Origin of the sequence: Streptomyces aidingensis (assembly GCF_900112355.1) — a bacterium.
GTDB classification, from domain to species: Bacteria; Actinomycetota; Actinomycetes; order Streptomycetales; family Streptomycetaceae; genus Streptomyces; species Streptomyces aidingensis.
In genome coordinates this window covers 55,305-67,744 of record NZ_FOLM01000011.1, presented here as the reverse complement: position 1 = coordinate 67,744, position 12,440 = coordinate 55,305, and the positions used below count along the sequence as shown (strand labels likewise).

Sequence of the window (12,440 nt, the reverse complement as noted above, 5' to 3'; positions counted from 1 at the left end):
TTCGGAAACAGCCGGGGACGCTCAGCGGCCGTCCTCGGACTCGGCCGGCCGGCCGTCCAGGCAGCGGTTCAGCCAGTCCGCCGCGGCCAGGAAATCCGCGTCCGTGGTCCCGGCCTCCGGCGTCGGCCGCACACCGTCCGCCCGCGGATAGGACCCCAGGAAACGCACCGAGGCGCACAGCCGCCGCAGCCCCATCAGCGCCTCCCCGACCCGCCGGTCGGTGATATGGCCCTCGCAGTCCACCTGGAAGCAGTACCGCCCGATGCCCTCGCCCGTCGGCCGGGACTCGATGCGCATCAGGTTGACCCCGCACGCCATGTACTCCTGGAGCAGTTCCAGCAGGGCACCCGGGCGGTCCGAGCGCAGCCACAGCGCCACCGAGGTCTTGTCCGCGCCGGTGCGCGCGGCGGGCCGGGCCGGCCGGCCCACCAGCACGAACCGGGTGGTGGCGTTCGGTGCGTCGTGAATGTCGCTGAACAGCGGCTCCAGCCCGTACTTGGGGGCCGCGAACTCCCCGGCGAAGGCCGCGTCGTACCGGCCCTCCTGCACCAGCCGCGCGCCGTCCGCATTGGAGGCCGCCGACTCCCACTGGGCGTCCGGCAGATGGCTCACCAGCCAGCGCCGCACCTGGGCCTGGGCCACCGGGTGCCCGGTCACCGTCTTGACCTGGTCCAGTGTGGTGCCCGGCCGGACCAGCAGCGAGAAGGTGATCGGCAGCAGCACCTCGCGGTAGATCATCAACGGCCGGCCGGAGGCCAGCTCGTCCACGGTGGCCAGCACCCCGCCCTCCACCGAGTTCTCGATCGGCACCAGCGCCGCCGCCGCCTCGCCCTGGCGCACCGCGTCCAGCGCGGCCGGGACCGAGATCATGGGCACCAGTTCCCGGGTGGCGGCCTCCGGCAGGGTGCGCAGCGCGGCTTCGGTGAAGGTTCCCTCGGGGCCGAGATAGGCGTAACGGCTGGACGTCATGAGCCCCACGGTAGTCCTCCCGCCGACCCGGACGGCGTCGGTCTCACCCTTCGAACCCGTCCAGCAACTGCTGGCCGACCCAGCCGCCCTCGGGCGCGCCGGGCGGCACGGCGAACACCGCGGACCCCTCGTGGCGGACGAAGGCGGAGAGCGCGTCGCCCCGGTCCAGCTTGCGCTGCACCGGGACAAAGGCCCGGCGCGGATCGGCCTGCCAGCAGATGAAGAGGAGACCGGCGTCCGGGGCACCGTCGTCCCGGAGCCCGTCGTGGTAGGAGAAGCCGCGGCGCAGCATGGCGGCGCCGCCGTTGCTGTCCGGGGCGGCCACCCGCACATGCGCGTTGGCGGCGATCACCGGGCGGCCGTCGCCACCGGTGGCGGCCAGGTCCACCGGGGTGGTCTCGGTGCCGCCGGTGAGCGGCGCGCCGTCCGCCTTGCGGCGGCCGATGACGCGTTCCTGCACGTCGAGCGGCTGCCGCTCCCAGTCGTCCAGCAGCATCCGGATGCGGCGCACGACGGCGTAGGAGCCGCCGGCCATCCAGCCGGGATGGTCGCCACTGCCCCCGCTGCCCCCGCTGCCCCCGCTGCCGCCGCTGCCCCCGCTGCCGCCGCTGCCGCCGGGGACGAAGATCCGGGCGTCGAAGTCCGGGTCCCCCGGGCGGGGGTTGTTGGTGCCGTCGATCTGGCCCATCAGATTGCGGGCGGTGGCCGGGCGGGCGGTGGCGCCCGGGGTGCGGTTGAAGCCGGACTGCTGCCAGCGCAGCCGTGCCGTCTCCGCGGCGTCGCGCTGCAGGGCGCGCAGCGCGTGGAAGGCGACCAGGCCGTCGTCCGCGCCGATCTGCACCCACAGATGGCCGTCCGAGCGGTCCGGATCGAGCTCGTCGGCGGAGAACGGGGGCAGCGGGTCCAGCGCGGCCGGACGGGCGGCGGTCAGACCGGTGGCCTCGAAGAAGCCGGCGCCGAAGCCGAAGGTGACGGTCAGCGAGGACGGGCCGGCGTCCAGGGCGATGCCGGTGTCCTGCTCCGGGGTGCGGCCGTCCATCAGCATGCGGGCCGTCTCCGACCAGCGGCGCAGCAGGGCGGCGGCCTGCCGCCGGCCGACGCCGGGGGCCAGGTCGAAGGCGAGCAGCAGGCCATGGCTCTGCGCCGGGGTGAGAATGCCCGGCTGGTGGCGGCCGTGGAAGGGAACGCGGGCGGCCCCCAGCTCGCTCAGCGGGGTGGGGGTGGTCGCGGTGGCGCGGGCGGCCAGGGCTCCGGAGGCGGCGCCCAGCGCCAGCCCGGCGCCCCCGCCGGCGGCGGTGGCGGTGAGCAGCCCGCGGCGGCTGGGGCCGCCGGAACCGGCCTCCGGCGCCCCGGCGGTGTCGGTTCCGGCGGTGGTGTCGGCTGTCTGCGAGGTGTCGGTCATGCGGTGAGCCGTGGTGTTTCCAAGGGATCGGTACGGGGGTCGGTACGGGCTCCGGTCAGCCCAGCGGGAAGGTCAGGGTGACGGTGACCTGGTCGATTTCCGAGGTACGGATGGTGAGGTCCAGCTCCCATTCTCCGGGACGGGGGAGTACCAGCTCCTCCACGGTCCAGGTCTCGGGGCCGGCCTCGGCGCTGCGCTCGGCGGCGTGGCGAAGCGGCCCCACCTCCTCGGCGGGCAGGGTGAAGGCGGCGCGCACCTCCGCCACCCGCAGGGGTTCTCCCGACTCGTCGGTGAAGGCGACCAGCAGGCCGTTGTCCCCGGCGGCGGCGGAATCCAGCTCGATCCGGGCGTTGCCCGCGCCGTCCGGGCCGCCGGTGTCGAAGTACGCCCAGTAGCTGAGGCTGAGCCCGGCCGCCGGGGAGTCCCCGGCCGGCCCGGCGGCGGACGGCGGATTGCCGTCCGGGCCGGCGGTCTCCGTACGGGCGGGCGCGGTACCGGTGAGCACGGTCGTGACGGCCAGCACCACCACCGCGATCAACGCCTCGGTGCGGACCGAGCGGCGCAGCCCGGCGCGCACCGGGTCGGCGGCGAGCACCTTGCGGCGCCGCGCCTCGCGGACGGCGGCCTGCTGCCGGGCGAGCTGGGCGGCCCGCTCGGGGGTGACCGCGACGGCGCCCCCGCCGCCGCCCGCGTCCGCGTCCCCGTCCGCGTCCCCGTCCGGGTCCGCGTCCGCCGGTTCGGTGTCCGGGTCCGGCTGCGCCGGGCGGCTGCCGTCGGCCAGCCGGGCGGTCCAGCGGCGGGAGAGCCAGGCAACGGCCAGCAGCAGAGCCACCAGCCCGGTCTTGAGCAGCAGCAGCGTGCCGTACTCGGTGCCGGTCAGCCCCTCCCAGCTTCGGACCTGGCGCCAGGACTGGTAGAGACCGGTGGCCGCCAGGACCAGCACGCTGCCGAAGGCCAGCGCGGAGAAGCGGCGGACCGCCTCGCCGGGCACCGGGCGGGTCCGGCGGAGCAGCAGCAGCAGGGTGGCCAGCCCGCCCAGCCAGACCGCGACGGCCAGCAGATGGAGCAGATCGGCCGGGACGGCCAGCGCCCGTTGCGGGCCGGTGGAGGCATGCTCGGACAGCGACCAGGTGGCGGCGATGCCGATGGCCAGGATGCCGCCGCCCGCCACCAGCCCGAACCGCAGATCCCGGCGGCGCGCGGCGGTGGCGTCGCCCTTCTCGTCCCCCCGGCCCGGGGCTCCCGTCCCGGCGGAGTTGAGCCGGGCATAGGTGCCGAAGAGCACGGCGATGAACAGCCCGGCGGCGGCGAGCAGGATCAGCCGGGACGCCAGCGCGGTGCCGGTCTTGGTCTCCAGCACCGCCTGCAGACCGCTGAGGCTGGCGGCGTCGGCCGGCCCGCCGCCGGTGGTGTAGGGGTGTCGCAGCCACAGCAGGGCGATGGTGGCGGCGGTGAGGATGCTCCAGCCGGTGACCACCAGCCGCTGCACCACCCGGACCCGGGCCGCGGCCGGCCAGCAGGCCAGCACGAAGACGCTGCCGCCGAGGAGCAGCAGAAAACCGGTGTAGGCGGCATACCGCGCGGTGTCGTACAGCAGGCCCACCGTGCCGCCGCCCGGCTCGGGAACGGTCACCTCGGCGGCACGTTCCGAGGCGGCACCGATGGAGAAGGTGAAGGCGCCGGAGATCGGGTGACTGTCGGCGGAGACCACCTGCCAGACCACGGTGTAGGTGCCGTCGCCCAGGCCGTCGAGGAGCGGAACGGCATAGGTGAAGCCCTCGCCGGGGACGCGGCCCGGCGCCGCGCCGGGGTCGGCCCGGTTGCCGTCCGGGTCCAGGACGCGGACGGACTCGGCGGAGACCGCCACCTCCTCGGTGAAGGTGAGCCGGACCTCGGCGGGGGCCTGCGGCACCACGGCCCCGTCCTCCGGGTCGCTGCCGCTCAGCGAGGCGTGCGCGGCGGCGGAGGGCGCGCCGAGCAGCAGCAGGGCGACGGCGGCGAGGGCCGTCGCCAGCAGGCGCGGGGCCGTGGCGAGGGAGCGCATGGTGTCTCCGTTCGTTTCGGGTCGCCGGTCAGTGGTCGCCGTGACCGGTGTCCTGGCCGGTGTCCTGCCCGGTATGGGTGGCGGACTCCACCGGCACCTCCACGGTGAGCGGGTCCGAGGTCCGGAAGCGCAGTTCGAGGGTGACCGTGTCCCCCTCGGTGAGCGTGGTGGACAGATCGACCAGCATCAAGTGGTCGCCGCCCCGCCGCAGTTCCAGCGTCCCGCCGGCCGGCACGGGCAGCGAGTCCACCTGCCGCATGGCGTTGTCCACGGTCCTGTGCAGCTCCACCGAGGCCGCCGCCGGGGTGGTGGCGGAGACCAGGGCGTCGTCGGCGTCCCCGGTGTTCCGCACGGTGAGGAAGCCGGCCGCCAGGTCGTCATTGACCGGCTGCGGCACAAAGGCGTCGGCCACCGTCAGCTCGGGCCCGCCCCCGCCCCCGCCCCCGTCGCCGTCGCCGTCGGCGCAGGCGGCGGCGGTCGGTGCGAGGGCCAGCAGCAGGGCCGCCGGCCCGGCCCAGCCCCGCCGCCTCATGGCAGCTCTCCCTCGATCAGCTTGGGCAGGTCCCGCTCGAAGGTCTCCGCGGTCACACCCTCGGTGTAGATGACATGAGCCCGGTCATCGGTCGGCAGGAAGGCGATCACCTGGGCACCGTGCGTGGAGACGATGTCGCCGTTGTCGTCCACATAGGGCTCCTCCAGGGCCACGCCGAGGCTCCGGGCGGTCTCCTGGATGGTGGTGAACTCGCCGGTCAGCCCGATGAAGTCGGCGTCCTGGGCGGCCAGCCATTCGCCCAGGGACTCGGGTGTGTCCCGCTCCGGGTCCGAGGTGATCATGATGACCCGGAGCTTGTCGCGCTGCTCCTCGGACAGCCCATAGGCGCCCAGCGCGATATTGCTCATGGTGAGCGGACAGACATCGGGGCAGTGGGTGTACCCGAAGTAGATCAGGGTGGCGTGGCCGTCGGTCTCGGCGGCCAGGTCGAAGGGCCGGCCCTCGGTGTCGGTGAGCACCACATCGGGCTTGTCCCAGGGCCGGCTGAGCACGGTGGCCTCCTCCGGCGACTGCCCGCCGGAGATTTCGGCCACGGGTTCGTCGCCGTGCTCCGGGTGGCCGCCGTCCGCGGAGCCGGAGGAGGACGACGATCCGCAGGCGGCCAGCAGCAGGGCGGTTGCGGCGGCGGTCAGAGCCATGCCGACGCGACGGTGGTTCATGGGTGGTTCTTTCTGTGGGTCGGGGCGGCCGGGCGGGTGGGGCGGCGGTCGGGCGCCGCCCCACCCGCCTCGGCGGGAAGGTCCGGATACGGGAGGAGACCGGTGGCCTCAGGAGCCGGCGGTGGTCCGGCGGCGGCCGGCGAGCAGCGCCAGCGTGACGCCCGCGGCACCCACCAGCAGACCGAGGACCGCCAGCACCCGGGCGGCGGTGTCGGCGGAGTCCCCGGAGTCGGAGGCGGCCGACGTCTCCGACGTCTCCGAGGATGCCGGGGAACCCGCGTCGCCGTCGCCGGCACCCTCGCCTTCCTCGCCGGAACCGTCCGTCTGGGCGGCGGTCTCCGCCTCCTCGTCCTCGTCGGCGGAGGCGCTGCCGTGACCGTCCTCGGCGGCGGGGGTCAGGGTGAGCACGGCGGCCGGGTGCTCGGCGTCCTCGGACGGCTCGTCGATCCAGCGGACGATCTCGTCGTTGTCATAGGTCTGGATCGCCTTGAAAACGAGCTGCCCGGCGTCCTCCGGGAGCCGGCCGAGCGAGACGGGGAACTGCTGGAACATCCCGGGCTGGATCTCTCCACCGCTCCAGATGATCTTGCTGGGTGCCTCGGTGATCTGGTTGCCGTGCACCTCCAGCGGCTCCTCCAGCTCGGTGATCTCCACCTCGATCTCCCAGCCCGGCACCGGCTGGGGCATGGCGGAGGCCACCGGCTGCTCCGGGTCGAGGAACAGCTCGACCTTGATGGTGGAGGCGTTGTCCCGCTCATTGGGGACCTTGACATTGATGGTGCTGTAGCCGCCGGCCGGGACCTCCCTGGGGTCGACGGTGACATGGGCGGAGGCCGGAACGGCGCCGGCCAGCAGGGCGGCGCCGGTGCAGGCCGCCAGCACAGCGGCGGTGCGGAAGCGCGTCAGGGTACGGCTCATGACAGGAATCACTCCACGGTGACGGTCGAATGGGGGTTGCACGGCGCAGCGCCACCCCGCCCGGCCGTCAGGTGCCCTCCGGCTCGTCGAGCCCGGTCCGGTGCGGTGCGCTATGCCGCGAGAGCGAGCCCGCCGGCCGTTTGCCGGGGCTCGCGGTGGGGTGGTTCCACGTGAAACGGCGGGCCGCGCCGGGTCACCGCCTCGGCCAGCAGAGAGGTACCGGCGGGACAGCGGGTCTCCGCGCGGCGGCGCGGGCGGGGCACCACCGGCTCCGGCAGTCGCCCGGCCCCGCCGAGCCGCCCCGCCAGGGCCAGCGCCAGCCGGAGCGGGCGCGGCAGCGGCAGCGGTGTCCGGGCCCGCGCCGAGTGGGAGAGCCGGACCAGCCGCCACAGTGCGGCCTCGCCCCGCAGCAGCAGCCAGCCCGTGGCCAGCGCCGCCAGCAGGTGGCCCAGCAGCATGGGCCCCTCGGCCAGTTGGCGCAGCATCTCTCCCAGACACCACACCGAACCGGTTTCCGTGCCAACCGTGCCAACCGTGCCAACCGTGCCAACCGTGCCGCCGGGCGGGAGCGGCAGCGGCGCGAGGCCGGCATCGCGCAGTACCCGCTCGGCCTCGGCCGTGGTCAGCGGGGTGGTCCGGTCGGCGCAGAGCAGCCTGCCGGCCAGTGCCAGCGCACCCTGTGCGGAGCCGTTGCCGTGGCCGCCGCCATGACCCCCGTCCGGGCGGCCCAGGGCGAAGAGGCAGTGCAGCAGGATCTGGCAGACGGCCAGCAGCCCGGCCATGGCCGGCAGTGAGACCCGTTCCCGCCCGGTCAGCGGCGCGGTGACCGCCAGTACGGCCAGCCAGCCGGCCACCAGGGCGGCGGGCGTCACGCCCGGCCCGGCGGCGCCGATGTGCCCCGCCGCGGCGAGCGCGACACAGGCCGCGGCGAAGACCGCGGCCCGCAGCAGGCGCAGATCAACGGCGGCAGGCATGGCTGCGCCATCATCTCATCGGAGCCGGGGACGGGGGAGGACGGCTCCCGTTCCTATCGAATCCGCACAAAGTGCGACCCTTCCCGTCACGTCCACCCCTGCTATATCGAGTTTCACCCTCCGCACATCCGCCGATCGGGCGGTGTTCAGCCACTGGTGTGCTTACCCGGCGTCCGCTCGGCAATACCTAGGGGTATGCCAAGCCGTGGCAAACGGGTGCCGCGCGGCTGGAGACCGGTCTCCAAGGGATCTCGAAGGGATGCGGTATGAGCATCTGGTGGTCTCTCCAACTGCGGCGGGAGGCTGCCAGCGTCCCGCTCGCCCGGCGCCTGCTGCTCGGTGCCATGCGCACCGCGGGGGTGGAGGAGAGCGTTTCCTACGAGATCTCCGTCGCCCTCTCCGAGGCGTGTTCCAACGCGGTGCTGCACGGCGGCGGCCGGTCGGACAGCTTCCGGGTGACGGCCGCCATCAATGGCGATGTCTGCCGGATCGAGGTCACCGACTCCGGCCCGGGCTTTCCCGCCGAGGTGCGGCGCACCGGTGCCCGCCTGTCCGCCGCGGCGGCCGTCCGGGAGTGCGACCGGGAGCACGAGCAGGAGCACGGCCGGGGGCTGCGCCTCATCGAGGCGCTGGCCGACCGGGTGCGGTTCCGCAATCAGCCCGGTGAGGCGGGCGGTGCCGTGGTCTCCATCGACAAGATCCTCACCTGGCGCGAAGACGCCCTGCTGCACGCCTCCTGAGCCCGCTCTCCGGTGCGGAAGGGCGGGTCCGGCGTGGCAGGGGGAGACGGCATGCGCGCCGGGTTACCTTGCGGGCACAGTCCGTCGCGGCGGTGCCGGAAGCAAGGAGCTGGTGATGTACCGACGTCTGCTGACCATGGCGAGTCTGGTGACGGCCGTGTCGCTGCTGCCCGGCGCGGCGCCCGCCGCCGGAACCGGTGGCGGCCTGCATGAGGTGCGGGAGGCCACGGCCAGGTACAAAAACGTCTGGGGCGCGCTCGCCGACGGCTATGAACTGGCCTCCCCCTGTGTGCCGGGCATGGGCTTCCACTTTCTCGGATCGGTCGCCGCCGATCAGAGCGAACTGGTGGCCACCGAGCCGAATGTGCTGGTCTACGCCCCGCTGCCGGACGGCGGACTGCGCCTGGTGGCCGTGGAGTACGCCTCGTTCGAGCCCGCCTCACTGTTCGGCCGGACCTTTGACCCGCCCAGCGGGGAGGCGCCGTTCCACACCCTGCACGCATGGGTGTGGCAGGACGATCCGGACGGGATGTTCGCCGCACAGAACCCCGGCGTCTCCTGCGACGTCTGAGCTGATGACCGAGCGCGGTGGCGGAACCGTCACCTGTGCCCGTTTTTCACAGTTCCGTCGTAACGGTTGCACCGCCCGGCGGTAGCTGGGACTGTTCGGGACAGGTGTGCAACGGCTCCGCCGCGGCGCGGGCGGCCCGGGCTGTCGTGCCGGGCGAGTGATTGCACAGTATGCATGCGAACAAAGGAGTGTGAGCGCCGGCATGGTGTTCAAACGGCTGCTCGGTGCGCTCGGGGTGGGCGCTCCCAAGGTGGACACGATTCTGACGCCGGGTCCGGTCTACCCCGGCGGCACCCTCACCGGTGAGGTCCACATGCTCGGCGGCAGCGCGAGCTTCGACATCCAGGGCGTCTCCCTGGAATTCGCCGGACGGGTGGAGGTGGAGACCGAGGACTACGAGGGGCACCGTCTGGTCGGCTTCCACAAGGTCCAGGTGGGCGGCGCCTTCCGGATCGCCGAGGAGGAGCGGCGGTCGATTCCGTTCCAGATCCCGGTTCCGTGGGAGACGCCGGTCACCGAGATGTACGGGCGCCAGCTCGGCATCGGCCTCGGGGTGCGCACCGAGCTGGCCGTGGCGGGCGCCATCGACGCCGGTGACATGGACCCGGTCTCGGTGCTGCCGCTGCCCTCGCAGGAGGGGGTGCTGGACGCGCTGGGCCGGATGGGCTTCATCTTCAAGTCCGCCGACCTGGAGGCGGGCCGGATCCGCGGCACCAACCAGCAGCTGCCGTTCTACCAGGAGATCGAGATGGCTCCGGCGCCGCAGTACCACGGCGTGATGAACGAGCTGGAGATCACCTTCCTGGCCAGTCCGGCCGGGCTGGAGGTCATTCTGGAGGCCGACAAGCGCGGCGGGCTGTTCCGCTCCGGCGGCGATGTCATCCACCGCTACACCGTGCCGCACGAGGCCCCGGGGCAGCGGGACTGGGTGGCCGAGGTGGACGGCTGGATCCGCAGCATGGTGGAGCGGCGCGGCGGCTTCTTCTGACGCCGCCCGGTCCACTCCGGTCCTTCCCGGCCGGCTCCCGCGATGCCGCGGGACCCGGCCGGTTCACTTCTCCGGCCCGCCCGGCGGGGGCAGGGCGGCGCGCAGCCGGGCGGCGGCGTCCTCGGGCGGGAGCGGGCTGATCGACATCCCGGTGCCCAGCTCGAAGCCCGCGCCCGCCGCGGTGCGCGGCACCAGGGTGAGCTGCCAGCGGAACCAGGGCACGTCCGGTTCCCCATTGGGCGCGTTGGCCACCACATGGTTGTAGGAGACGGGTCCGAGCACGGAGAGCACCGCGGCGACGGTACGGCGCAGCAGGGCGGCGGTCGCGGCCAGTTCCCGGTCGTCGGCGTCGCCGAAGGACGCGGCCGGGCGGCGCGGCAGAATCCAGGTCTCGTACGGGCCGCGCGCCGCATAGGGCACCAGCGCGACGACATGCTCCTCGACCGCCACCAGACGCCGGCCGTCGGCCAGTTCGGTGTCCAGCACATCGGCGTACAGGCTGCTGCCGTGCCGCTCGAAGTGGTCGCGGGCGATCGCCAGCAGCCGCCGCTGCCGGGGCGGGACCAGCGGCAGGGCGACGATCTGGGAGTGCGGGTGCGGCAGTGAGGTGCCGGCCGCCGGGCCGTGGTTGCGGAACGGCACCACCAGGCCGGGGCCGCGCTCGCGCAGCGCCCGGACCCGGGCCCGGCAGGCGCGCAGCACATCCGTCACCGCACGGTCGTCGCCGTCCGGCAGGTCCCAGCCGTGGTCGCGGGACTCGATGACCACCTCGTGGCTGCCCGTGCCCGCCGCCGACCGGTACAGCCCGCCGTCGCCGTCGCCGTCTCCGTCTCCATGGCCGTTCCGGTACCGCTCCGCGGCGCCGGGGAGGAGCACGGGATAGCGGTTGCGCACCACTCGTACCCGCCAGCCGCCGGCCGGGTCCGTCAGCCGCCACAGCTCCTCGGGGGTGCGGGACTCATGGCCCGGGCAGAACGGGCAGTCCGGATCACGCGCGGGCCCGTGCGCGCGATGCGGCCTCCCGGCCCGCTCCGGGGCCAGGATCACCCAGTCGTGGGAGAACGGATCACGGCGCAGTTCCGGCATGGTGCTTTCCGGCCCCGGGTCCTCAGGCGCCGCCCCCGGCCGCCGCCGCGGCCGGGGCGCGCAGAAAGGGCTCCGGATCGGCGTCGAACTGCCCGGCGCAGGACCGCGAGCAGAAGAAGAAGGTCCGGCCCCGGTGGCTGCGGCGATACGGGCTGCCGTCCGTGATCCGCATGCCGCACACCGGATCCCTGGGCTCGCCCGCCGTCCCCGAGGCCGCGCCGGCCAGGGCCGCCGGAGCGGCCGGCCGCCTCCCCAGCAGATCGCCGACCAGTCGCAGTTCGTCGCCGAGCAGCCGGGGCAGCAGAAAGCGTTCCCGGACCAGTACCGTGCCGCCGGCGGCCAGCGTCCGGGCCGCCGCCGGATCACCCAGCAGCCGCAGTACCGCATCGGCGCACTGTTCCACCGAGTCCACCAGCTCACCGCCCACACCGTCGCCGAGCTGGAGCGGAATCCCGCCGGCCCGGCCGGCCACCACCGGGGTGCCCTTCCACAGCGCCTCGGAGACCACCAGGCCGAAGCCCTCCCGGACGGACTTCTGGATCACCACGTCCGCATGCCGCTGAAAGGCGTTGACCTCGATGTTGCCCACCCCGGTCAGGTTGGTGAAGAGGAACATGTCCGGGTCGTCGGTGTCGGACACGCTGATCTCCCGGTAGACCTCCCAGCCCTCCGGGTCGTCCAGCGCCATCGAGCCCACCAGCGCGAGCTGGACCTCGGGGATCTCCCGTTTGACGATCCGATAGGCGGCGATCACGCCCAGCGGGTCCTTCCAGCGGTCGAACCGGGAGACCTGCACCAGCAGCGGACGCCCGGTGTCCACGCCGATCCAGTCCAGCACGCCCTTGGCCAGGGAGGCGTCGATCGGCATGTTCTTGGGGCTGAGCGGATCGATGGCGGGCGGGATGATCTCCACCCGCCCGACCGGGATGCGCGGCGGTACAAACGCACCCAGGGTGAACACCGCGGCGTCGAATTCGGCCAGATAGGGGCTCAGCCGGTCCCAGACCGTGGAGTTGGGCGCCGAGCTGTCGATGTGGCAGCGCCACACCCAGTGGGCGTCGCCGCGCCCGCAGAGCAGCGGCAGGGCCAGCGGCTGCGGATCGTGCACGATCACCACGTCGTAGTCGTCCCGGAGGAATGCGGCGACCCGCGCCGAGGTCTCCCGGTAGATCCGCCAGTCCTCGTCCCGGAGCCCGCGGGGGTCGCCCTGGAGGGCGTTGTGAATGGCCTTGGTGATCTTGAAGAAGCCGTTCTCCTCCCCGGGGCTGATGGTCTTCCACTCCACCGACAGGCCCAGATCGCGCAGCAGGGGCACCTCGGAGCGCAGAATCTCGGCGACGCCGCCGCCGTAGGGGGTGGCGTTCACATGCAGCACCCGTGCCCCGCGCAGCGGTGCGGCCAGCGTGCGCAGCCCCTCCACCACCTCGTCACCGACGCAGGCGCGGTAGGAGTCCAGATTCTGGCGCCCCACGTCAACCCCTTGCAGCATCTGCCCAACCGTCCCTTCGCCCGCGTCCCGCCCCGGCCGTCGCTCCG

The 12,440-nt window shown here is 73.8% G+C and carries 12 protein-coding genes; 3 read left to right on the top strand and 9 right to left on the bottom strand.

What is annotated here, in order from left to right; all coding sequences use genetic code 11:
- Window positions 1–21 precede the first annotated feature (21 nt).
- The 7 genes from pheA to BM242_RS19415 all read right to left on the bottom strand — a co-directional run bounded on the left by pheA (window position 22) and on the right by BM242_RS19415 (window position 7,519).
- Window positions 22–969 (bottom strand): prephenate dehydratase, encoded by a 948-nt coding sequence (gene pheA / locus BM242_RS19445; protein WP_093840153.1) that lies wholly within the window; start codon window positions 967–969, stop codon window positions 22–24.
- Between the two features lie 43 nt (window positions 970–1,012).
- A complete protein-coding gene (gene efeB, locus BM242_RS19440; protein ID WP_093840152.1) occupies window positions 1,013–2,371 on the bottom strand; it encodes an iron uptake transporter deferrochelatase/peroxidase subunit in 1,359 nt (452 codons plus the stop codon).
- 55 nt (window positions 2,372–2,426) lie between these two features.
- Window positions 2,427–4,415: a copper resistance CopC/CopD family protein gene (locus tag BM242_RS19435; protein WP_093840151.1), complete on the bottom strand. Its 1,989-nt coding sequence runs from the start codon at window positions 4,413–4,415 to the stop codon at window positions 2,427–2,429.
- 28 nt (window positions 4,416–4,443) lie between these two features.
- A complete protein-coding gene (locus BM242_RS19430) occupies window positions 4,444–4,947 on the bottom strand; it encodes a copper chaperone PCu(A)C (protein ID WP_093840150.1) in 504 nt (167 codons plus the stop codon).
- Window positions 4,944–5,627, bottom strand: a complete 684-nt coding sequence (locus BM242_RS19425; RefSeq protein ID WP_093840149.1) for an SCO family protein — start codon at window positions 5,625–5,627, stop codon at window positions 4,944–4,946. The genes BM242_RS19430 and BM242_RS19425 overlap by 4 nt, the downstream gene beginning before the upstream one ends.
- A gap of 108 nt (window positions 5,628–5,735) precedes the next feature.
- Window positions 5,736–6,545 carry a YcnI family copper-binding membrane protein gene (locus BM242_RS19420; RefSeq protein WP_093840148.1) on the bottom strand — a complete coding sequence of 270 codons (810 nt, stop codon included), beginning with the start codon at window positions 6,543–6,545 and terminating at the stop codon, window positions 5,736–5,738.
- Between the two features lie 110 nt (window positions 6,546–6,655).
- Entirely contained in the window at window positions 6,656–7,519 is an 864-nt protein-coding gene (locus BM242_RS19415; RefSeq protein WP_093840147.1) for a hypothetical protein, read from the bottom strand.
- A 266-nt stretch (window positions 7,520–7,785) separates the two neighbouring features.
- Between BM242_RS19415 and BM242_RS19410 the strand changes: the two genes are divergently transcribed.
- The 3 genes from BM242_RS19410 to BM242_RS19400 all read left to right on the top strand — a co-directional run bounded on the left by BM242_RS19410 (window position 7,786) and on the right by BM242_RS19400 (window position 9,818).
- Window positions 7,786–8,259: an ATP-binding protein gene (locus BM242_RS19410; protein WP_093840146.1), complete on the top strand. Its 474-nt coding sequence runs from the start codon at window positions 7,786–7,788 to the stop codon at window positions 8,257–8,259.
- A gap of 115 nt (window positions 8,260–8,374) precedes the next feature.
- Window positions 8,375–8,830: a hypothetical protein gene (locus tag BM242_RS19405; protein WP_093840145.1), complete on the top strand. Its 456-nt coding sequence runs from the start codon at window positions 8,375–8,377 to the stop codon at window positions 8,828–8,830.
- Between the two features lie 202 nt (window positions 8,831–9,032).
- Window positions 9,033–9,818 (top strand): sporulation protein, encoded by a 786-nt coding sequence (locus BM242_RS19400; RefSeq protein WP_093840144.1) that lies wholly within the window; start codon window positions 9,033–9,035, stop codon window positions 9,816–9,818.
- Between the two features lie 63 nt (window positions 9,819–9,881).
- On the opposite strand, the gene BM242_RS19395 is transcribed toward BM242_RS19400, so the two are convergent.
- The gene (locus BM242_RS19395) at window positions 9,882–10,904 is read right to left on the bottom strand and encodes a galactose-1-phosphate uridylyltransferase (protein ID WP_093840143.1); all 1,023 of its coding nucleotides are present in this window, start codon (window positions 10,902–10,904) and stop codon (window positions 9,882–9,884) included.
- Between the two features lie 22 nt (window positions 10,905–10,926).
- Window positions 10,927–12,393: a glycosyltransferase gene (locus BM242_RS19390; RefSeq protein WP_093840142.1), complete on the bottom strand. Its 1,467-nt coding sequence runs from the start codon at window positions 12,391–12,393 to the stop codon at window positions 10,927–10,929.
- Window positions 12,394–12,440 lie beyond the last annotated feature (47 nt).